Source organism: Pseudomonas sp. GM80, assembly GCF_000282515.1.
Classification (GTDB): Bacteria; Pseudomonadota; Gammaproteobacteria; order Pseudomonadales; family Pseudomonadaceae; genus Aquipseudomonas.
In genome coordinates this window covers 1-20,313 of sequence record NZ_AKJD01000039.1, presented here as the reverse complement: position 1 = coordinate 20,313, position 20,313 = coordinate 1, and the positions used below count along the sequence as shown (strand labels likewise).

Here is a 20,313-nt window from a genome sequence, read left to right as displayed (position 1 = left end):
CTGCCGAGCTTTCCATGCCTGACCTGCTAGACCGCTACCCGCTGACGGCGGGCACTTATCATGAACTGCTCGACGGCAGTGGCGCGGTGCGCCCGCACTGGCAGCGGCTGTTCGATCAGTTGCAGCGCAGCAGCCCGGCGCAGTTGGTGCAGCGGCAGGCGTTGCTGGCGCGACAGATTCAGGAAAACGGCGTCACCTATAACGTTTATGCCGATCCCAAAGGCGCAGATCGGCCGTGGGAACTGGATTTGCTGCCGCATGTGATTGCGGCGAATGAATGGCAACAGTTGTCAGCCGGGATCGCTCAGCGTGCGCGCCTGCTCAATGCCGTGCTGGCGGATCTCTATGGCCCACAAAAGCTGATCAGTGAGGGGTTGCTGCCGGCGGAACTGGTCTTCGGCCACAACAATTTTCTCTGGCCGTGTCAGGGCATTGCGCCGCCGGAAGGGGCTTTTCTGCATCTTTACGCGGTGGATCTGGCGCGCACGCCAGACGGCCGCTGGTGGGTTACGGCTGATCGCACCCAGGCACCCTCGGGTGCCGGTTATGCGCTGGAAAATCGCACCATTGTCTCTCGCGCCTTTCCCGAGCTGTACCGCGACCTGAAGGTGCAGCACCTGGCCGGTTTCTTCCGCACCTTGCAGGAAACCCTCGTGCGTCAGGCGCCGAGCGGCGATGACGCGCCGCTGGTGGTCTTGCTCACGCCGGGGCGCTTCAACGAAAGCTACTTCGAACATTTGTATCTCGCCCGCCAGCTCGGTTATCCCCTGGTCGAGGGCGGTGACCTGACCGTGCGCGATGCTACGGTCTACCTGAAAACCCTCAGCGGGTTGCGCCGCGTGCACGCGATCATGCGCCGACTCGACGACGACTTCTGCGACCCGCTGGAGTTGCGCACGGACTCGGCACTCGGCGTTCCCGGTCTGCTCGAAGCGGTGCGTCAGGGCCGCGTGCTGGTGACTAACGCGTTGGGTAGCGGCGTGCTGGAGTCGCCGGGGTTGCTGGGGTTTCTGCCGAAGATCAATCAATACCTGTTCGGCGAAGAACTGATCCTGCCGTCGATTGCCACGTGGTGGTGCGGCGAGGCGCCGGTGCTGGCACAGGCGCTGGAAAAACTTCCGGAACTGTTGATCAAACCGGCGTTTCCCTCACAGACTTTTGCGCCCGTATTTGGCCGGGATCTGAGCGAAAAACAGCGCCAGGGTCTCGCTTTGCGCATGCAAGCGCGGCCTTATGCCTACGTAGCGCAAGAATTGGCGCAACTGTCCCACGCGCCGATCTGGCAGGCCGAGAACGGTCAACTGCAACCCCGAGCGATCGGCATGCGCATGTACGCCGTCGCCAGTCGCGACGGTTATCGTGTGCTGCCCGGTGGCCTGACCCGGGTGGCCGCCGAGGCTGATGCCGAGGTGGTGTCGATGCAGCGCGGCGGCGCAAGCAAGGACACCTGGGTGCTGGGCGAGCGTCCGCCGAGTGGCGAACAATGGAAAACCCAGCGCAATGTCGGCGTGCATGATCTTGTCAGGCGCGATCCCTATCTGCCGTCGCGGGTGGTGGAAAACCTGTTCTGGTTCGGCCGTTATTGCGAGCGCTGTGACGACAGTGCGCGACTGCTTCGGATCATGCTCGCGCGATATGTCGACGGCGATGACCCGCAAGCCTTGCAGGCAGCCGTCGACCTCGGCGAACGACTGACGCTGTTACCGGACGAAGGTGAGTTGCCTGAACGTTTGCTGGCCGCACTGCTCGGCGATGACTGGTCGTTCAGCCTGCGCTCCAACCTGCAACGCTTGCAGTGGGCCGCCTCGCAGGTGCGCGGCAAGCTTTCGCGGGAGAACTGGCAGGCACTGGTCGAATTGCAGCGCGAAGCCACTGAGCTGGACACCGACGAGCCGGATTTCGGCGAGTTGCTGGATTTTCTCAACCGCCTGGTGATGTCGCTGGCGGCGTTGTCCGGTTTTGCCCTCGACGACATGACCCGCGACGAAGGCTGGCGCTTTCTGATGATTGGTCGACGCATTGAGCGTCTGCAATTTCTCAGCAGCAGTCTGGCGGCATTTCTACGCGGCGCCGGCGCGTTCGATCAGTCGGGGCTGGAATGGCTGCTGGAACTGGGCAACAGCAGCATCACCTATCGCTCGCGTTATCTGGCGGTGGCGCAATTGATTCCAGTGCTTGATCTGTTGCTGCTCGATGAGCAAAACCCGCACGCGGTGTTGTTCCAGTTGAAATTGGTGACGCGCACACTGAAGCGTTTGAACGATGATTTCGGTGCGCCACGGGAGGCGGGATTGCCGCAGTTGGTCGAACGTCTGGCGCGGTTCGATCTGGGCTGCCTGGAAAACCCGTTGTTCGGCGAGAACAGTGTGCGTGCGGCCCTCGATGGCCTGGCGGATCTACTGCAAGCCATCGCCGAGGCCAGTGGTCAGGTCTCGGATCGTTTGGCGTTGCGCCATTTCGCCCATGTCGATGATGTCAGCCAGCGTACGGTGTCCGTCTGATGAGCGCGCATTACCAGATCTTCCACGACACCTGTTATCACTACGACAGTCCGGTATCGCTGGCGCAGCAACTGGCGCATCTGTGGCCGCGCGAATGCGCCTGGCAGCGCTGCACTGAACAAGCGTTGTTGATCAGCCCGGAGCCGACGGCGCGCCGCGATGAGCTGGATGTGTTTGGCAACCCGCTGACCCGATTGGCCTTCGAACGGCCGCACGATGAATTGCAGGTCAATGCACGGCTGACGGTGGAAGTGCTGGCGCGGCCTGCGCTGGATTTCAAGCAGTCGCCGGCATGGGAGCAGACCCGCGATGCGTTGACCTACAGCAGTCAGCCGTTGTCCGCCGAAATACTTGAGGCGTGTCGCTATCGGTTCCAGTCACCGTATGTACATTTGAAGCGCAGCTTCGTCGAGTTCTCGCAAAGCTGCTTTTCACCTGGGCAGCCATTGATGCTCGGCGTGCAAGCCTTGATGCAGAAGATTTTCAGCGAATTCACTTTTGATGCCGAAGCGACCCAGGTGGCGACGCCGCTGGTGGAAGTGCTGGAGCGGCGTCGCGGGGTCTGTCAGGACTTTGCTCATTTGATGCTGGCGTGTGTGCGCTCGCGAGGCCTGGCGGCGCGTTATGTCAGTGGCTATCTGCTGACTCAGCCACCACCGGGGCAGCCACGCTTGATCGGCGCCGATGCGTCACATGCCTGGGTGTCGGTGTTTTGTCCGGTGCTGGGCTGGGTGGATTTTGATCCGACCAACAATGTGCAACCGGCGCTGGAACACATCACATTGGCGTGGGGGCGGGATTTTTCCGATGTATCGCCGTTGCGCGGGGTGATCCTTGGCGGCGGCAATCACGACCCGGAAGTGCGCGTCACCGTAATGCCCATCAATGAGTGATAAAGCACCCTGTGGGAGCAGGCTTGCCCGCGATGGCGGAGTGTCTGTGATGACTTTTTTGGCTGTGCCGCAATCATCGCGGGCAAGCCCGCTCCCACAGGGTTTTGTGGCAAATTCTGAGGGGAAGGGCTGTGAGGGCCGGCGGTGGAACCGCCAGCCCCGTCACAAATCCGCAGGGTCTGATTCGATCATCAAACCCGGTGGGGCTCAGGCGTCGGGCGCCTGATCTTTCGGTGCTTCAATTGCATCAACATCATCTTCTGTTGCCACTTCACCCTCAGGGTTCAGTGCTGCTTCTTCAGCTGTTTGTTTCTTGCGCTGAAGCTTTTCCTCTTTCTTCTGTTCCTTTGCCAGGTCTCGTTGACGTTTGGCGAAGGAGTAATTGGGTTTGGCCATGGGCGTTCCTCTTGGTCGAAGGTGAGGTTGAGCGGCGCGTATTCTGCCCTGTATCGGTGCCTTGCGGTTAGCCGGGTTTTTGGTCGACCCATTTTGGCGTGACGGTCGGCTTCCAGTTATCCAGAGCATCGAGCAGCGTTTGTGGCGATTCGCTCACTTGCAGCATGTCACGGTGTGGCGCGCGAACGAAGCCTTCGCCGACGATGTGGTCAAGAAAAGCAGTGAGTTTGCTGTAAAAACCGTTCACTTCCAGCAGCCCCAGCGGTTTGCCGTGGTAACCGAGCTGGCCCCAGGTCCAGACTTCGAACAGCTCTTCCAGCGTGCCGAGGCCGCCGGGCAGGGCGATGAACGCATCGCTGAGTTCAGCCATGCGCGCCTTGCGCGCGTGCATGCCGTCGACCACTTCCAGGCGTGTCAGGCTTTTATGGCCAATCTCTTTGTCCATCAGGCTCTGCGGAATGATGCCGATCACTTCGCCGCCGGCGGCCAGGGCAGCGTCGGCGACAATTCCCATCAAACCCACGGCGCCACCGCCGTAAACCAGCGTCAGCTTACGCTCGGCGAGGGCTTGGCCAAGGGCGATGGCGGCTTCGGTGTAAGCCGGGACGGTGCCGGCGTTGGCACCACAAAATACACACACGGATTTCACAGACATGCCTTCCTCCTGGGTCAATCCGTCACAGGGTAATGGCTGGCAGGCCTCGATCCAAGGACTAAACTTCGCGCTCCGGTGATTCAAAGGTACCGCTGGCGCCACAGGCGTAGGCGGCGAGCAAACTGCACAACAGACCGTTAAAGAACATGACAGGCACTCCGTCTCAGTAGATGCGCCGATCATAGGGCGGGCCGGGGAATCTGGCCGTTAGATTGTCTCGATGAGTGTCATAGCCTGAAAGTTGTATACAATTTTTGACTCAAGTCATAGGAACTTGCGAAGATTTCAGGCAGTCTTTCCACCATTAGTGTTTTTGTTAACCCTGCCTTGGAGATTCACCATGTTTTCCAAAGTTGTTGCGGTATCCCTGCTGGCCCTGGCCAGCAGCCAATTGATGGCTGCCGAGTGCAAAACCACCGTTGACTCCACCGATCAGATGTCCTTCAACACCAAGGAAATCGTGATCGACAAGAGCTGCAAGACCTTCACCGTCGAACTGACCCACTCCGGCAGCCTGCCGAAAAACGTCATGGGCCATAACCTGGTGATCAGCAAAGAAGCTGACATGCAGCCAATCGCTACCGCTGGCCTGGCCGCCGGTATCGACAAGAACTACCTGCCGGAAGGTGACGCGCGCATCATCGCCCACACCAAGATCATCGGCGCCAAGGAAACCGACTCGCTGACCTTCGATGTGGCGAAGATTGCAGACGGTGGCTACGGCTTCTTCTGCTCGTTCCCTGGCCACATCTCGATGATGAAAGGCACGATTACCGTCAAGTAATTGAGTCAGGCATAAAAAAAGCGTCCCTCGGGACGCTTTTTTGTTTTCTGTAGGAGCTGCCGAAGGCTGCGATCTTTTGATTTTGTTTTTGAAGATCAAAAGATCGCAGCCTCGTTTCACTCGACAGCTCCTACAGGGGCTTGCAACTTACGGGGCGAATGGCATCACGCGTTTGTGATGGGTCTTGTTGTAAGTTGCGACGATGATGTCGAACGCTTCCTGGCGCACCGGTTCGCCATGCAGGAAGGCGTCGATTTCGGCATAGGTCACGCCGTGGGACGCTTCGTCGGGTTTGCCCGGCGACAGGTCTTCCAGATCCGCCGTCGGCACTTTCTCGACCAGCGACTCCGGCGCGCCAAAGCTGCGGGCAATCGCGCGCACCTGATTTTTCACCAGGCCGCTTAGCGGCGCCAGATCGCAGGCGCCGTCACCGAACTTGGTGAAGAAACCCATCACCGCTTCCGCCGCGTGGTCGGTGCCGATCACCAGCCCGTGCGCTGCGCCGGCGATGGTGTACTGAGCAACCATGCGCATCCGCGCCTTGGTGTTGCCGAGGACGAAATCCACCGAGACCGCGTGCTTGCCTTCAAAGGCTGCGACTTCACTGGCCAGCGACTTCACGGCCGGGCCGATGTTGACGGTGTGGCGTTCATCCGGGGCGATGAAATCCACCGAGGCCTGGGCGTCGTGCTCGTCGAACTGGGTTTCGTACGGCAGGCGCACGGCGATGAATTTGTAGTCGTTGTCGCCAGTCTGGTCACGCAGTTCGCGCATCGCGCGCTGGGCCAGCAGGCCTGCGGTCAGCGAATCGACGCCGCCGCTGATGCCCAGCACCAGCGTCTTGAGCCCGGAATTGACCAGGCAATCCTGAATAAAGGCAATGCGCCGGGCGACTTCGGCCTGCAGGGCCTGGTAGTCGGCGAACGGCGGTTGCACCTTGAGCTGCTGCGCAATCTCACGCTGTACGGCTTGCATGAATTCACTCCTTGCTAGATAGACGGGAATCGGCAGGAACCTGGAACACGTGTCGCAAATAGGCGACGAAATTCGGATCTTTGCAGTGGGACTTGCCTGGCTCGTCGGAGATCTTCGCCACCGGTTGGCCGTTGCAGGCGGTCATTTTAAGCACGATGCTCATCGGTTCGACACCCGGAATGTCGCAGGTGAGGTTGGTGCCGATGCCGAAGCTGACGTTGATCCGACCGTGCAGCGCGCGGAAGATCTCCAGCGACTTGGGCAGGGTCAGGCTGTCGGAGAACACCAGCGTCTTGCTCATCGGGTCGATGCCGAGCTTGTGGTAATGCGCGATGCATTTTTCGCCCCACACCACAGGATCCCCGGAGTCGTGGCGCAGGCCATCGAACAGTTTGGCGAAAAACAGATCGAAATCGCCGAGGAAGGCATCGGTGGTGATGCAGTCGGTGAGCGCGATCCCCAACAAACCTCGGTACTCGCGCACCCAGCAATCAAGCGCAGCGATCTGGCTGTCGATCAACCGTGGGCCGAGTTGCTGGTGGGCCATGATCCATTCATGGGCCATGGTGCCCAGCGGTTTCATGTCCAGTTCGCGCGACAGGTGCACGTTGCTGGTGCCGACAAAACGCCCGGGGAAATCGTGCTTGAGCACGTTCACCACTTCTTCCTGCACGCGGTAGGAAAACCGGCGGCGGGTGCCGAAATCGGCGACCTGCAGTTGCGATAATTCGTCGGCCGAGGCGTTGGCGGTCAGCCAGTCGAACTTGCGATAGAGCTGCTCGCGCGCCTGCTCGAGCACGGTTTCGCGGTAGCGATAGCGGTTGCGCACTTCGCTGACGATCGCCAGCAGCGGCACTTCGTAAAGGATTACATGCAGCCATGGCCCGCGCAGACGGATGAACAGCTCGCCGTTCTCGATGCCGGTGTGCACGTAGCGCAGGTTGAAGCGGAACAGCCCGAGGAAACGCAGGAAGTCCGGTTTCAGGAAGCTGATGCGTTCAAGGAAATTCAACTGGTCGGCGCTCAGGCTCAGCTCGGCCAGGCGCTCGATCTGATAGCGGATCTCGGCCAGATACGGGCGCAGATCCTCGCTGTTACGGCAACGAAACTCCCATTCGACTTCGACGTTGGGGTAGTTGTGCAGCACCGCCTGCATCATCGTCAATTTGTAGAAGTCGGTGTCGAGCAGGTTCTGCACGATGCGATCGGCAAACACGCTCTCGCTCATAACGGGGTCTCCAGGTGCGCCGCGCTGTGGCGCGGTCTCAATCAATGGCGCTAGTGGCGCATATCAGCGGTGGGGATTGCCAGCGCTTTTTTACTCTCGGGTGAAAGATCCTCTGAGGCCATACATCTCAGCCCACAAAACTTGGCTATTTTCGGTTGCGCCTCAAGTGCCGCTTGAATGACTTGTTCGAGTTGTACCCCGCTTTTTAAATAATCGGCCAGCAACGAGTGCTTGGGTATCAGCTTGATTTCAACTGCTTTAACCAAAGCAGCTCTGAGCATTTCCTGGGTCACGATTTTATACATGAATGACTCCTCCTTTGAAGGTGATCTGTTCCAGCGTGTCGACGCCGTCCTGAAGTAGCACGTACGCTGGAAGTATTAGTTTATAAAAATCAGAATCGTTGGTGCCCTTGATGGTGACTAATGTGAAAGCCTCCAAAAGGCCCGCGGAAGCGCGAATTCTGAAACAAGCGTCTTCAAATAACTGATTGGGTGTGGCATGCGAGTCTATAAAGTATGTTGGAGTATTAGTTGCATTTGCCTTGAGGGGGTAAAAGCGATTCATGGGATAAAGTCCTTCTGTTTGTTCTGGGCGTGACGGCTCGAAGAAAGCATGGTTCTTGAGATTTTATTCTTAGGTGCATTTGATGCAGTAGCTGCAAAGCCATTAATTGATTTAATGACTTTGCATGTTCTGTTTAACGTTTGGCAGTCTGTTTGCGGGTGCTCGAAGAAATAACGTTCTCGCTATGAGTATTTATGTCTGGGCAGCTATATCCCGGCGCGGCGTTGTTCGTCATAGTCGCGCACAACACGCATGCTTATGTTGAAGAGCAAGAACATCGCTACCAGGTTGACAAGCGCGAGCAGCGTCATGGTGATGTCTGCAAAAGCCAGAACAGTGGACAGGTCTTCGACGGAGCCCCAGTAGACTAATATCAGTACTAGCGCACGGTACAAGAGCAGCGTCTTACGAGGCTCACCCAACATGAACCGCAAGCTGTTTTCTCCCAGGTAATAGTTGTAAAGCATCGCCGTGAATACGAAGAGCGCAAGTGTTACGCTGATAAACATTCGTCCCCATTCCCCAACGACTGCTGCCAGCGAGTTTTGTGCCAGCGCAATCCCGTCACCTTCAAATCCTGGTGTGTAGAAACCCGATAGCAAAATCAGTAGTGCGGTACAGGTGCAGATTATGAAAGTATCGATGAAAACACTCAGTGCTTGTACGACGCCTTGTGCAACCGGGTGGCCGATCTTCGCCACTGACGCGACATTGGGGGCGCTTCCCAGTCCTGCCTCGTTGGAAAACACTCCGCGTCTCACCCCCATGATGATTGCGCTGCCAACCAGCCCGCCATAAGCCTGATCCAGCCCGAACGCGCTGTTAATAATGGTCATGAGCATCGCTGGAACTTGGTCGAACTGCAGAACCATTACGTAGGCCGTCACGCTGATGTAGGCGAGAACTTTAATAGGTACCAGAAGGTCAGCAACTGCCGCTATGCGCTTTATCCCGCCAATGAAAACGACCCCCAGCATCAGCGCAAGTGCAAGCCCTGACCAGATCGGTGCTACGCCAAACGCATCTTTTAGTGAATGAGATACCGCATGCGATTCGAGGCCGTTGATCGCAAATCCAAAAGTCACCAGCAATAGTACGGCTGCGATCATGCCGAGCCAGCGCTTGTCCAGACCGTGCTGGATGTACCAGGACGGGCCCCCTCGATAGAGGCCTTTGCCATCGCTACGCTTATAGAGTTGTCCCAGCGTACATTCGAAAAAGCTACTCGACATGCCCAAGAGAGCAGTCATCCACATCCAGAACACCGCACCAGGCCCGCCCATGCTTACCGCGATCCCGACGCCGACGATGTTACCCGTGCCGACTCGCCCGGCAAGGCTGAGCATAAGCGCCTGAAATGAACTCAAGTGATGGCTGTTGCCGCGCCAACTGCCGTGTAATACGCCAAACATATGGGGGAAATACCTCAACTGAACAAATCCGGATCGGACAGTGAAGTAGCTTCCCAGGCCAAGCACTAAAGGTATTAATACCTTGCCTGACAGAAAGTCGTTGATGATGTCTAGCATTCCAAGCTCCTTGCTTTGTGAGTGCTGGCGAATTAATGGTGTCGCCAGTCCTGAAGCCTTTCAGGAGTCGTAATATCCAGCCATATTTAATCTGATGCAATTTCGCAAGTTGCTCAAATGTGATGCTGGTTGCTGCTATGGTGAGTTCTCCTGGGTTTCTTGCTGAGTGATTTATGTGTGAGTTTTTTTCCGCAAACTTGAGGTTTCTGTGTGGTCACTACAGATCTGTCGCAGAGGTCTGTAGGAAGGTTCGTATTAATCGTGGGCAATTTAATAAGTATCTTTGTGGGAATAGTATGCCCGCACCTTTTAACCTCAAGCGGATTTGCGATTTTTTTGGTGTGGAAGAGTTTGAAATGCGCCTGCCAAGCGAGCAGTTCATTGCATTGATTGGCGTAAAAACCAGCAAAGCCAGGCTCTTCGATGAAGAAACAGTGTCACAAAGAGTTTTGAAACACCTGCGCAAACAATCCTCACCAGAACTGAAGGCTCACACGGGGTATTACCACGAGTACTACCACGCGATGACTGAACCGGGTTCCATTCTGTGTTCACTTGTGCATGTGCGGGAAGAAGGCGATGACATAGTGTATGAACGAAATGAGCAGTTACAGATGTCTGGGGTAGAAGGCGGGTTTGAACGATATCGATATAAAGGTGTTGCTTATTACCTGCGAGATCGCCTTTTTTTCGTAGATTATGAATCGCTGACTTCAAACGAGATCAGTCAAACTATTCTCATTCCAAGTTTCAAAAGCTGCATTACACGGTTAAATGGATTGAAGCTTGGCGTTTCGGCTGCTGATCATCGCGCCCCTTCCTGTTCAAGAGTTGTCTGGGATTATCTGGGACAGGAAATTGATCGGGTCGCGGCCTATCGTCGTGTCCGGTTGTACAAACCTGATGATTGCGCCATTGATGACGATCTGCGCGCGCGTCTCGCTCAAGCTCAGGTTGTGGATGGCCTGTTTGTGATCGTTTGACAAATTTTCGTAGGAGCTGCCGAAGGCTGCGATCTTTTGATGTTGGTTTTGAAGATCAAAAGATCGCAGCCTTCGGCAGCTCCTACAGGGGATTGTCGATCTGTTCGAGCATCCATTTGACGAAGTCGCGCACCTTCGGTACTTCCGCCGCGTGTTCGGGGTACGCCAGGTAATAGGCGTCGCTGCTCGGCATTGCATACTGCCAGGGAATGACCAGTTTACCGTCGGCCAATTCCTCTTCCACCAGAAACCTTGGCAACAGCGCCACGCCACAACCCACCTGTGCGGCACGAATGCACATATAAAAGGTTTCAAACCGTGGCCCGTGATAGCTGTGTTCGGTCTGGTAGCCCTGGCTGTCGAACCAGTCGTGCCAGGCCTGCGGGCGCGAGGCATTTTGCAGCAGGACCAGATCGGTGAGTTGCGTCGGATCAGTAAACGGCTTGTCGGGCATGCTGCCTGGCGCGCAGACCGGCACCAGCTCTTCGCCGAACAATTTCAGGCATTCCGTGCCAGGCCGCGAACCCTGACCGAAATAAAACGCCAGATCGCTGCGCCCTTGCAGTAAATCATCTGCTTCCTGCTCGTTGCACAAGTCCAGATGAATTGACGGATGGCGCAAACGCCAGCCTTTCAGGCGCGGCACCAGCCAACGCGCGCCGAAGGTCGATGGCGTCGATACGCGTAAGACTTCGGTCTCGCCGCCGTAGGAACGCAGGTAATGAGTCGACATCTCCACCTGCGTGAGGATTTTTCGTACTTCGACCAAGTACAAATCCCCGGCCGGGGTCATCTGCAAACGTCGGCGCACCCGGAGGAACAATAAGTGTTGTAACAATTCCTCAAGCTGCGCGACCTGCTTGCTCACCGCACTCTGGGTCAGGTTCAGCTCCTCGGCGGCGCGGGTGAAGCTCAGGTGGCGGGTCACGGCTTCGAAGCACTGCAGGGCAGTGATCGAGGGCAAGTGGCGTTTGTTCAGCATGGCCGATCCTTTTCTTGTCTTTCTATGCTCAGCATGAATAAACGGAATGATATCTCGCGTAAAGGTCGTTTGTTGCCTTGCCAATGTGACGCTACAACTAAAGGCCTGCCCGGTCGTGCAAACAGCGGCCGCACACATTCAGTTTTTTGCTTGAGGAGTGACCCATGGTTGCCGCATTGCTTGATCGTCTAGGTGTGAACCCGGCCCTGTATCAGAACGGCAAAGTGCCGGTGCATTCGCCGATCGACGGCAGCCGCATCGCCGCTGTGAACTGGGAAGGCCCGGCCGAAGTCGAGCAGCACATCAGTCGCGCAGATCATGCGTTCGAGCAATGGCGCAAGATTCCGGCCCCGCGTCGCGGCGAATTGGTGCGTCAGTTCGGTGAAGTGTTGCGTGAATACAAGGCCGACCTCGGCGAACTGGTTTCGTGGGAGGCGGGCAAAATCACCCAGGAAGGTCTGGGTGAAGTGCAGGAGATGATCGACATCTGCGATTTCGCCGTCGGTCTTTCTCGCCAGCTGTACGGCTTGACCATCGCCTCCGAGCGTCCTGGCCACCACATGCGTGAAACCTGGCATCCGCTGGGCGTGGTCGGCGTCATCAGTGCGTTCAACTTCCCGGTCGCGGTGTGGGCGTGGAACACCACGCTGGCGCTGGTTTGCGGCAACCCGGTGGTATGGAAGCCATCGGAGAAAACCCCGCTGACCGCGCTGGCCTGTCAGGCGCTGTTTGATCGTGTGGTGAAGAATTTTACCGATGCGCCGGCGAATCTTTGCCAAGTGATCATCGGTGGTCGCGACGCGGGTGAAGCGCTGGTCGATGATCCGCGTGTCGCCCTGATCAGCGCCACCGGCAGCACGCGCATGGGCCGCGAAGTGGCGCCGAAAGTCGCCGCACGTTTTGCTCGCAGCATTCTGGAGTTGGGCGGCAACAACGCGATGATCCTCGGCCCGAGCGCCGATCTCGACATGGCCGTGCGCGCGATTCTGTTCAGCGCCGTCGGTACCGCAGGCCAGCGCTGCACCACGTTGCGTCGTCTGATCGCCCATGAATCGGTAAAGGAAGAAATCGTCACTCGCCTCAAGGCTGCTTATTCGAAAGTACGCATCGGCAACCCGCTGGAAGGCAATCTGGTCGGCCCGCTGATCGACAAGCACAGCTTTGAAAACATGCAGGACGCGCTGGAGCAGGCGTTGAGTGAGGGCGGTCGGGTGTTTGGCGGCAAGCGCCAACTGGAAGATCAGTTCCCCAACGCCTACTACGTGTCGCCAGCGATTGTTGAAATGCCCGAACAGAGTGATGTGGTCTGCAGCGAAACCTTCGCGCCGATTCTGTATGTGGTTGGCTATAACGATTTCGAGGAAGCGCTGCGCCTGAACAATGCGGTACCGCAAGGCTTGTCGTCGTGCATCTTCACCACGGACGTGCGCGAGGCTGAGCAGTTCATGTCGGCGGTCGGCAGTGACTGCGGCATCGCCAACGTCAACATCGGCCCGAGCGGTGCGGAGATTGGTGGTGCGTTTGGCGGCGAGAAAGAAACCGGTGGTGGCCGTGAGTCGGGCTCCGACGCCTGGCGCGGGTACATGCGCCGCCAGACCAACACCGTGAATTATTCGCTGGAGTTGCCGCTGGCGCAGGGCATTACGTTCGACTGAGTTTGGAATGACACCGATCCCCTGTGGGAGCGGGCTTTTGTGGTGAGGGGATTTATCCCCGACGGGCTGCGCAGCGGCCCTGAAAATTTAAGAGCGACGACTGCTTCGCAGCCGATCGGGGATAAATCCCCTCGCCACAGGGTTTACATCACAAATGGTTTCTTTCCTACATTGAATTGTGTGTTTGGCAGGTTTCTGTTGGAGTCTGGCAATGCCGTTACGCGAAGAATGTCTGTGGGAAAAGCTCACGCCGCAAAGGCCGGATAACACCGCGCTCAGGGGCGAAGTCAAAGTCGATGTCTGCGTGATCGGCGCCGGGTTTACCGGGTTGTCGGCGGCGCTGCATCTGTTGGAAAAAGGCAAAAGCGTCTGCGTGCTGGAGGCTCATCGCGCTGGCCACGGCGGTTCCGGGCGCAACGTCGGGTTGGTCAACGCCGGCATGTGGATTCCACCGGACGAGATCGAAGCCGGTTTCGGCGAGGCCGTTGGCAGTCAGCTCAATCGCATGCTCGGGGCCGCGCCCGCGCTGGTGTTCAGCCTTGTGGACAAGTACAACATCGATTGCCAGTTACGCCGCGAAGGCACGTTGCACATGGCGCACAACGCCAAGGGCGAGGCCGATCTGCGCAGTCGCGAGCAACAATGGAAACGTCGTGGCGCACCGGTCGAGCTACTCACCGGCAAGGCTTGCGAACAAGCCACCGGGACGCAAAAAATCGCCGCCGCGTTGCTCGATCGTCGCGCCGGCACGCTCAATCCGATGGCTTATGTCACCGGGCTGGCGAATGCCGTGATCGGCCTCGGCGGGCAGATGTTCGATCATTCATCGGTCACCCGGCTCGAACGTCAGGGCTCGAACTGGTCGGTGCAAACCGAGCACGGTTCGGTGCTCGCCGAACAAGTGGTCATCGCTTCCAACGCCTACACCGAGGGCGACTGGACCGAACTCAAGCGCAACTTCTTCCCCGGTTATTACTATCAGGTCGCCTCGGTGCCGCTCACCGAAGACGCTGCGCAGGAGATTCTTCCCGGCGGGCAGGGTTCGTGGGACACCCGCCAAGTGTTGAGCAGCATTCGCCGCGACAAAGAAGGGCGGTTATTGCTCGGTAGCCTGGGCAACGGTAATCAGAAACCGACATGGTTCCTGAAAGCCTGGGCCGACCGCGTGCAACAGCATTACTTCCCCAATTTGAAACCGGTCGAATGGGAATGCACCTGGACCGGGCGCATCGCGTTTACGCCCGATCACCTGATGCGTCTGTTCGAGCCAGCGCCGGGACTGGTGGCCGTCACTGGCTATAACGGCCGTGGCGTCACGACGGGCACGGTGGTTGGCAAGGCTTTCGCCGACTATCTGTGTAACGGCAATCCACAAGCACTGCCAATCCCCTTCGCACCGATGCAGCCCTTGGCGGGCGTAGGCTTGCGCAGTTGTCTATACGAGGCCGGGTTCTCGCTGTATCACGCGGGCCAGTGCCTGCGCATCGTCATTTGAGTGTTGAAATATGTTGCCGGAAGCGGCGCTTTCCGATGCAGCGACTAGCCTGTAATGGTGCGGGTTGTAGCAGTCCCGCACCAGCAGTGTGCAGTTCGGTGACGCGGGCTGTTACAGGCTGGTTGCACGTCGTTTGGTGCCGCGGTTGCAATGATGGCGCAAGCGGGTTGCGCCTTTAGAAATAAATGGTTTCACCTTCCGCGGTTTAGACGGTTGCACGCCCAATGAAAATGGGAACGAAACAGTCGAAATAACAAGAAAGCAGCGACTTTTTGAAGAATAAAAAACCGATGGCACGGCCCTTGCTCTGAGCATTCAGTGAAGTGAAGTCGCAGTGCCAACTAAAAAAAACCTTGGAGCACCACCTCATGTCCCAGACGTTTTACAAGAAAGGCTTTCTGGCCCTCGCAGTGGCTACTGCGTTGGGTGTTTCTGCGTTTGCTCAGGCTGATATCAAAATCGGCGTAGCGGGTCCAATGACGGGCGCCAACGCGGCATTTGGCGAGCAGTACATGAAGGGTGCACAGGCAGCGGCTGACGCAGTCAACGCGGCAGGTGGCGTCAACGGGGAAAAAATCGTTCTGGTCAAAGGCGATGACGCCTGCGAACCGAAGCAGGCGGTGACGGTCGCCAAGGACCTGGTCAACCAGAAAGTCGCTGGCGTCGTCGGTCACTTCTGCTCTTCTTCGACCATTCCAGCGTCGGAAATCTATGACGAAGCCGGTGTGATCGCGATCACTCCAGGTTCCACCAACCCGCAAGTGACCGAACGCGGCCTCAGCGCCATGTTCCGTATGTGCGGCCGTGATGATCAGCAGGGCATCGTCGCCGGCGACTACATCGTCGACGTGCTCAAAGGCAAAAAGGTTGCCGTGCTGCACGACAAGGACACCTACGGCCAAGGCCTGGCGGATGCCACCAAGGCTCAACTTGAGAAGCGCGGCGTGAAACCGGTGCTGTACGAAGGTCTGACCCGTGGCGAGAAAGACTTCAGCGCCGTGGTCACCAAAATCCGCGCCGCCGGCGCCGATGTCGTCTACTTCGGCGGCCTGCACCCGGAAGCCGGCCCGTTGGTCAAACAACTGCGCACTGAAGGCCTGAAAGACGTGAAGTTCATGTCTGACGACGGCATCGTCACCGACGAACTGGTGACCACCGCTGGTGGCCCGCAATACGTCGACGGCGTGCTGATGACCTTTGGCGCCGACCCGCGCATGCTGCCGGAAAGTAAAACCGTGGTGGATGCCTTCCGCAAGGCCGGCACCGAGCCTGAAGGCTACACCCTGTACGCTTACGCTTCGGTTCAGACCTTGGCGGCCGCGTTCAATGGCGCCAAGTCCAACAGTGGCGAAAAAGCCGCCGAGTGGCTGAAAGCCAATCCGGTGAAAACCGTCATGGGTGAGAAGGCCTGGGACAAGAAGGGTGACCTGAAAGTCTCCGACTACGTGGTGTACCAGTGGGATGCGACTGGCAAATATCACCAGCTGGAAAAACAGAAGTAAGGGCTGACGCGATCAGTTGATCCCCTCCCATAACTGTGGGAGCGGGCTTGCCCGCGATGGCGTCAGGTCAGTCGACACACAGGTTGACTGATCCACCACTATCGCTGGCAAGCCAGCTCCCACAGGGTTTGGAGTGATTGGGTCAATCGCGCTCTGACATTGCTCCGACGTAAATCTGTATTTTCCCTAGAAGAGCCGCCCGCCCACAGGTGTGCAGGTTCTCACTGCGTGAGATTGCGTTATGGATGGTATTTTCCTGCAGCAACTGGTCAACGGCCTGACCCTCGGGTCGGTCTATGGCCTGATCGCCATCGGCTACACAATGGTCTACGGCATCATCGGCATGATCAACTTCGCCCACGGTGAGGTTTACATGATTTCCGCTTACCTGGCGGCAATCAGTCTAGCTCTGCTGGCTTACTTCGGTATCGAATCTTTCCCGCTGCTGATGCTCGGCACGCTGATCTTCACCATCGTCGTCACGGCGGTGTATGGCTGGGTCATTGAACGAGTCGCCTACAAACCCCTGCGCAACTCCACCCGACTGGCACCGCTGATCAGCGCCATCGGCATCTCCCTGATCCTGCAAAACTATGCCCAGATCAGCCAGGGCGCCCGTCAACAGGGTGTTCCAACGCTGCTCACTGGCGCCTGGCGCGTCGACATCGGCACCGGTTTCGTTCAGCTCACCTACACCAAGATCTTCATCCTGGTGGCCGCGTTCGTCGGCATGGGTCTGCTGACCTATGTGATCAAATACACCAAGCTCGGCCGTATGTGCCGCGCCACTCAGCAAGACCGCAAGATGGCCTCGATTCTGGGGATCAACACCGACCGCGTTATCTCCTACGTGTTCATCATCGGTGCAGCCATGGCGGCATTGGCCGGCGTGCTGATCACCATGAACTACGGCACGTTCGACTTCTACGCAGGCTTCGTCATCGGCATTAAAGCCTTCACCGCTGCGGTACTCGGCGGGATCGGTTCGCTGCCGGGTGCGATGCTGGGCGGGATCATCCTCGGCATCTCCGAGTCGCTGTTCTCCGGCCTGGTCAACTCCGACTACAAAGACGTGTTCAGCTTCTCGCTGCTCGTACTTGTTCTGGTCTTCCGGCCGCAGGGTCTGTTGGGCCGTCCTCTTGTGTCGAAGGTGTAAGCGATGTCTTCAACCACCAAAAAAAGCATTGATATCAAAAAAAGCCTGGTTGAGGCGATTCTGGCCGGCCTGATTGCCCTGATCGTATTCGGGCCGATTGTCGGTGTCGTCCTTGAGGGGTACAGCTTCAATCTCGAACCGACCCGCGTGGCGTGGATCATCGGCATCGTCATGATTGGCCGCTTCGCCCTCAGCCTGTTCCTGCAAACGCCCAAGGGCCTGAAGATTCTCGACGGATTCGAGAGCACCGGTTCCGGTGTGCACGTACTGCCCAGCGACCATAAATCGAGCCTGCGCTGGATCATCCCGCTGCTGATTGTGCTGGCGGTCATCGTGCCGTTTGTTTCCAACTCCTATCTGCTGGGCGTGGTCATCCTCGGGTTGATCTACGTGCTGCTGGGATTGGGGCTGAACATCGTGGTCGGTCTGGCCGGTCTGCTCGACCTCGGTTACGTGGCGTTCTACGCCATCGGTGCCTACGGTCTGGCGCTCGGTTACCAGTATCTCGGTCTGGGTTTCTGGACGGTGCTGCCGTTGGCGGCGATTACGGCGGGCCTGGCCGGTTGCATCCTCGGTTTCCCGGTGTTGCGTCTGCATGGCGACTATCTGGCGATCGTGACGTTGGGCTTCGGTGAAATCATTCGCCTGATCCTCAATAACTGGTTGTCGCTGACTGGCGGCCCGAACGGCATGCCGGCGCCACTGCCGACCTTCTTCGGTCTGGAGTTCGGCAAACGCGCGAAGGATGGCGGGGTGCCGTTCCACGAGTTCTTCGGCATCGCCTACAACCCGGACGTGAAGTACTACTTCATCTACGCGGTGTTGTTCCTCGTGGTATTGGCCGTGCTGTACATCAAGCATCGTCTGGTGAAGATGCCGGTCGGTCGCGCGTGGGAAGCCTTGCGTGAAGACGAAATCGCCTGCCGTTCGATGGGCCTCAACCACGTGCTGGTCAAGCTTTCGGCGTTCACCATTGGCGCGTCGACGGCGGGTCTGGCCGGTGTGTTTTTCGCCACCTATCAAGGTTTCGTCAACCCGACCTCGTTCACCTTCTTCGAATCGGCACTGATTCTGGCCATCGTCGTGCTCGGCGGCATGGGCTCGACCATCGGCGTGGTGATCGCCGCGTTCGTACTCACCGTCGCTCCGGAACTGCTGCGCGGTTTCGCTGAATATCGCGTGCTGCTGTTCGGCATCCTGATGGTGTTGATGATGATCTGGCGACCTCGCGGGCTGATCCGCATCAGCCGCACCGGGGTCACTCCACGCAAAGGTGCCATTCACTATGAGAGGACTGCGCCATGAGTGAAGTCGTACTCTCTGTTGAAAAACTGATGATGCATTTCGGTGGCATCAAGGCCTTGAGCGATGTCAGCCTGAAGGTCAAACGCAACTCGATCTTCGCCCTGATCGGCCCCAACGGCGCTGGCAAAACCACAGTGTTCAACTGCCTGACCGGTTTCTACAAAGCCTCCGGCGGCAAGATCGAACTCAATGTGCGCGGCCAGCAGACCAACGTGATCCAGTTGTTGGGCGAGTCGTTTAAAGCGACCGACTTCGTTTCGCCGAAATCCTTCCTCAGCCGTCTGTATTACAAGATGTTCGGTGGTACGCACCTGGTGAACCGTGCGGGGCTGGCGCGGACATTCCAGAACATTCGCCTGTTCAAGGAAATGTCGGTGCTGGAAAACCTGCTGGTGGCCCAACACATGTGGGTCAACCGCAACATGCTCGCCGGCATCCTCAATACCAAGGGCTACCGCAAGGCTGAAAGCGACGCGCTGGACGTTGCGTTCTACTGGCTGGAAGTGGTCGATCTGGTCGACTGCGCCAACCGTCTCGCCGGTGAACTCTCCTACGGCCAGCAACGCCGTCTGGAGATCGCTCGGGCCATGTGCACGCGCCCGCAGATCATCTGCCTCGACGAACCGGCCGCCGGCCTCAACCCTCAGGAAACCGAAGCGCTGAGCGCGATGATCAGGCTGCTGCGTGACGAGCACGATCTGACCGTGGTGCTGATCGAACACGACATGGGCATGGTTATGAGCATTTCCGACCACATCGTGGTGCTGGACCACGGCATCGTCATCGCCGAAGGCGGGCCTGAAGCGATTCGTAACGACCCGAAAGTGATTGCCGCCTATCTCGGCGCCGACGAAGAGGAGCTGGTATGACGCAACCGATCCTCGAACTCAAAGACCTCGACGTGTTCTACGGACCGATCCAGGCGCTTAAAGGTGTTTCGCTGCAGATCAACGAGGGGGAAACCGTCAGCCTGATCGGCTCCAACGGTGCCGGCAAATCGACGTTGCTGATGTCGATCTTCGGCCAGCCACGGGCGGCCGGCGGGCAGATCATTTATCAGGGCGTCGACATCACCCAGAAGTCCTCGCACTACATCGCCTCCCACGGCATCGCGCAGTCGCCGGAAGGCCGGCGGGTGTTCCCCGACATGACCGTCGAGGAAAACCTGCTGATGGGCACCATCCCGATTGGCGACAAGTACGCCAAAGAGGACATGCAGCGCATGTTCACGCTGTTTCCTCGGCTGGAAGAGCGGCGCACCCAGCGGGCGATGACCATGTCCGGTGGGGAGCAGCAGATGCTGGCGATTGCCCGCGCGTTGATGAGTCGGCCGAAGCTGTTGCTGCTTGATGAGCCGAGCCTGGGCCTGGCGCCGATCGTGGTGAAGCAGATTTTTGCGACCCTGCGGGAGTTGGCGAAAACCGGCATGACGATTTTCCTCGTCGAGCAGAACGCCAACCATGCGCTGAAGCTGTCGGATCGCGCGTATGTGATGGTCAACGGCGAGATTCGCCTCACCGGCACCGGCAAGGAGTTGCTGGTGAATGAGGAGGTGCGTAACGCCTATCTGGGCGGGCACTGATTCTTTCATGGTTATACACAGCCCCGGCGACGCAAGTCCCGGGGCTTTTTAATACCCACAATCCCCTGTAGGAGCTGCCGCAGGCTGCGATCTTTTAATGTTGTTTTTCAGGATCAAAAGATCGC

Annotated in this window: 19 protein-coding genes; 11 read left to right on the top strand and 8 right to left on the bottom strand. The window is 58.0% G+C overall.

Translation table 11 applies throughout. From position 1 onward, the window contains the following. Positions 1–14: 14 nt before the first annotated feature. Both PMI37_RS03865 and PMI37_RS03860 read left to right on the top strand, forming a co-directional pair. A complete protein-coding gene (locus tag PMI37_RS03865; protein WP_008078300.1) occupies positions 15–2,501 on the top strand; it encodes a circularly permuted type 2 ATP-grasp protein in 2,487 nt (828 codons plus the stop codon). After that, positions 2,501–3,394, top strand: coding sequence for a transglutaminase family protein (locus tag PMI37_RS03860; protein WP_008078299.1), 894 nt, complete (start codon positions 2,501–2,503; stop codon positions 3,392–3,394). Before PMI37_RS03865 ends, PMI37_RS03860 begins: the two co-directional genes overlap by 1 nt. 207 nt (positions 3,395–3,601) lie before the next feature. On the opposite strand, the gene PMI37_RS03855 is transcribed toward PMI37_RS03860, so the two are convergent. Both PMI37_RS03855 and PMI37_RS03850 read right to left on the bottom strand, forming a co-directional pair. After that, complete coding sequence (locus tag PMI37_RS03855) at positions 3,602–3,790, bottom strand: hypothetical protein (protein ID WP_008078298.1); 189 nt, start codon at positions 3,788–3,790, stop codon at positions 3,602–3,604. A 67-nt stretch (positions 3,791–3,857) separates the two neighbouring features. After that, complete coding sequence (locus tag PMI37_RS03850) at positions 3,858–4,445, bottom strand: TIGR00730 family Rossman fold protein (protein ID WP_008078297.1); 588 nt, start codon at positions 4,443–4,445, stop codon at positions 3,858–3,860. A gap of 340 nt (positions 4,446–4,785) precedes the next feature. Between PMI37_RS03850 and azu the strand changes: the two genes are divergently transcribed. After that, a complete protein-coding gene (azu, locus tag PMI37_RS03845; protein WP_008078296.1) occupies positions 4,786–5,229 on the top strand; it encodes an azurin in 444 nt (147 codons plus the stop codon). Between the two features lie 147 nt (positions 5,230–5,376). On the opposite strand, the gene nadE is transcribed toward azu, so the two are convergent. From nadE to PMI37_RS03820, 5 genes are all read right to left on the bottom strand, one after another. After that, complete coding sequence (gene nadE / locus PMI37_RS03840) at positions 5,377–6,204, bottom strand: ammonia-dependent NAD(+) synthetase (RefSeq protein ID WP_008078295.1); 828 nt, start codon at positions 6,202–6,204, stop codon at positions 5,377–5,379. A 4-nt stretch (positions 6,205–6,208) separates the two neighbouring features. After that, positions 6,209–7,432, bottom strand: coding sequence for a nicotinate phosphoribosyltransferase (gene pncB, locus PMI37_RS03835; protein WP_008078294.1), 1,224 nt, complete (start codon positions 7,430–7,432; stop codon positions 6,209–6,211). A gap of 50 nt (positions 7,433–7,482) precedes the next feature. Then, positions 7,483–7,737: a hypothetical protein gene (locus tag PMI37_RS03830; protein WP_008078293.1), complete on the bottom strand. Its 255-nt coding sequence runs from the start codon at positions 7,735–7,737 to the stop codon at positions 7,483–7,485. After that, the gene (locus PMI37_RS03825) at positions 7,730–7,999 is read right to left on the bottom strand and encodes a hypothetical protein (protein ID WP_008078292.1); all 270 of its coding nucleotides are present in this window, start codon (positions 7,997–7,999) and stop codon (positions 7,730–7,732) included. Before PMI37_RS03825 ends, PMI37_RS03830 begins: the two co-directional genes overlap by 8 nt. 206 nt (positions 8,000–8,205) lie before the next feature. Next, entirely contained in the window at positions 8,206–9,528 is a 1,323-nt protein-coding gene (locus PMI37_RS03820) for an alanine/glycine:cation symporter family protein (protein WP_008078291.1), read from the bottom strand. Between the two features lie 173 nt (positions 9,529–9,701). Between PMI37_RS03820 and PMI37_RS03815 the strand changes: the two genes are divergently transcribed. Further along, on the top strand, positions 9,702–10,511 hold the full coding sequence (locus tag PMI37_RS03815; RefSeq protein WP_008078290.1) for a helix-turn-helix domain-containing protein: 810 nt from the start codon (positions 9,702–9,704) through the stop codon (positions 10,509–10,511). A gap of 82 nt (positions 10,512–10,593) precedes the next feature. On the opposite strand, the gene PMI37_RS03810 is transcribed toward PMI37_RS03815, so the two are convergent. After that, positions 10,594–11,493 (bottom strand): LysR family transcriptional regulator, encoded by a 900-nt coding sequence (locus PMI37_RS03810; RefSeq protein WP_008078289.1) that lies wholly within the window; start codon positions 11,491–11,493, stop codon positions 10,594–10,596. Between the two features lie 164 nt (positions 11,494–11,657). Here PMI37_RS03810 and amaB point away from each other — a divergent pair, with 164 nt between their 5' ends. The 7 genes from amaB to PMI37_RS03775 all read left to right on the top strand — a co-directional run bounded on the left by amaB (position 11,658) and on the right by PMI37_RS03775 (position 20,188). Beyond that, a complete protein-coding gene (gene amaB / locus PMI37_RS03805) occupies positions 11,658–13,148 on the top strand; it encodes an L-piperidine-6-carboxylate dehydrogenase (protein WP_008078287.1) in 1,491 nt (496 codons plus the stop codon). Between the two features lie 211 nt (positions 13,149–13,359). Further along, positions 13,360–14,643, top strand: a complete 1,284-nt coding sequence (gene amaA / locus PMI37_RS03800; RefSeq protein WP_008078285.1) for an L-pipecolate oxidase — start codon at positions 13,360–13,362, stop codon at positions 14,641–14,643. Between the two features lie 368 nt (positions 14,644–15,011). Continuing rightward, positions 15,012–16,145 (top strand): ABC transporter substrate-binding protein, encoded by a 1,134-nt coding sequence (locus PMI37_RS03795; RefSeq protein WP_008078283.1) that lies wholly within the window; start codon positions 15,012–15,014, stop codon positions 16,143–16,145. Positions 16,146–16,386: 241 nt separating this feature from the next. Then, the gene (locus PMI37_RS03790) at positions 16,387–17,301 is read left to right on the top strand and encodes an ABC transporter permease subunit (protein ID WP_008078282.1); all 915 of its coding nucleotides are present in this window, start codon (positions 16,387–16,389) and stop codon (positions 17,299–17,301) included. A 3-nt stretch (positions 17,302–17,304) separates the two neighbouring features. Further along, positions 17,305–18,606 (top strand): high-affinity branched-chain amino acid ABC transporter permease LivM, encoded by a 1,302-nt coding sequence (gene livM / locus PMI37_RS03785; protein ID WP_008078279.1) that lies wholly within the window; start codon positions 17,305–17,307, stop codon positions 18,604–18,606. Beyond that, positions 18,603–19,475: an ABC transporter ATP-binding protein gene (locus PMI37_RS03780; protein WP_008078277.1), complete on the top strand. Its 873-nt coding sequence runs from the start codon at positions 18,603–18,605 to the stop codon at positions 19,473–19,475. The genes livM and PMI37_RS03780 overlap by 4 nt, the downstream gene beginning before the upstream one ends. Continuing rightward, positions 19,472–20,188, top strand: a complete 717-nt coding sequence (locus PMI37_RS03775; protein ID WP_008078275.1) for an ABC transporter ATP-binding protein — start codon at positions 19,472–19,474, stop codon at positions 20,186–20,188. Before PMI37_RS03780 ends, PMI37_RS03775 begins: the two co-directional genes overlap by 4 nt. Positions 20,189–20,313: the final 125 nt, after the last annotated feature.

Bases quoted from the DNA above. Each gene is read 5' to 3' on its own strand.
- PMI37_RS03865 (WP_008078300.1), top strand. From the start codon at position 15: ATGCCTGACCTGCTAGACCGCTACCCGCTGACGGCGGGCACTTATCAT.
- azu (WP_008078296.1), top strand. From the start codon at position 4,786: ATGTTTTCCAAAGTTGTTGCGGTATCCCTGCTGGCCCTGGCCAGCAGC.
- PMI37_RS03860 (WP_008078299.1), top strand. From the start codon at position 2,501: ATGAGCGCGCATTACCAGATCTTCCACGACACCTGTTATCACTACGAC.
- livM (WP_008078279.1), top strand. From the start codon at position 17,305: ATGTCTTCAACCACCAAAAAAAGCATTGATATCAAAAAAAGCCTGGTT.
- PMI37_RS03830 (WP_008078293.1), bottom strand. From the start codon at position 7,737: ATGTATAAAATCGTGACCCAGGAAATGCTCAGAGCTGCTTTGGTTAAA.
- amaA (WP_008078285.1), top strand. From the start codon at position 13,360: ATGCCGTTACGCGAAGAATGTCTGTGGGAAAAGCTCACGCCGCAAAGG.
- PMI37_RS03795 (WP_008078283.1), top strand. From the start codon at position 15,012: ATGTCCCAGACGTTTTACAAGAAAGGCTTTCTGGCCCTCGCAGTGGCT.
- PMI37_RS03825 (WP_008078292.1), bottom strand. From the start codon at position 7,999: ATGAATCGCTTTTACCCCCTCAAGGCAAATGCAACTAATACTCCAACA.
- pncB (WP_008078294.1), bottom strand. From the start codon at position 7,432: ATGAGCGAGAGCGTGTTTGCCGATCGCATCGTGCAGAACCTGCTCGAC.
- nadE (WP_008078295.1), bottom strand. From the start codon at position 6,204: ATGCAAGCCGTACAGCGTGAGATTGCGCAGCAGCTCAAGGTGCAACCG.
- PMI37_RS03780 (WP_008078277.1), top strand. From the start codon at position 18,603: ATGAGTGAAGTCGTACTCTCTGTTGAAAAACTGATGATGCATTTCGGT.
- PMI37_RS03775 (WP_008078275.1), top strand. From the start codon at position 19,472: ATGACGCAACCGATCCTCGAACTCAAAGACCTCGACGTGTTCTACGGA.
- PMI37_RS03815 (WP_008078290.1), top strand. From the start codon at position 9,702: ATGTGTGAGTTTTTTTCCGCAAACTTGAGGTTTCTGTGTGGTCACTAC.
- PMI37_RS03820 (WP_008078291.1), bottom strand. From the start codon at position 9,528: ATGCTAGACATCATCAACGACTTTCTGTCAGGCAAGGTATTAATACCT.
- PMI37_RS03790 (WP_008078282.1), top strand. From the start codon at position 16,387: ATGGATGGTATTTTCCTGCAGCAACTGGTCAACGGCCTGACCCTCGGG.
- PMI37_RS03850 (WP_008078297.1), bottom strand. From the start codon at position 4,445: ATGTCTGTGAAATCCGTGTGTGTATTTTGTGGTGCCAACGCCGGCACC.
- amaB (WP_008078287.1), top strand. From the start codon at position 11,658: ATGGTTGCCGCATTGCTTGATCGTCTAGGTGTGAACCCGGCCCTGTAT.
- PMI37_RS03855 (WP_008078298.1), bottom strand. From the start codon at position 3,790: ATGGCCAAACCCAATTACTCCTTCGCCAAACGTCAACGAGACCTGGCA.
- PMI37_RS03810 (WP_008078289.1), bottom strand. From the start codon at position 11,493: ATGCTGAACAAACGCCACTTGCCCTCGATCACTGCCCTGCAGTGCTTC.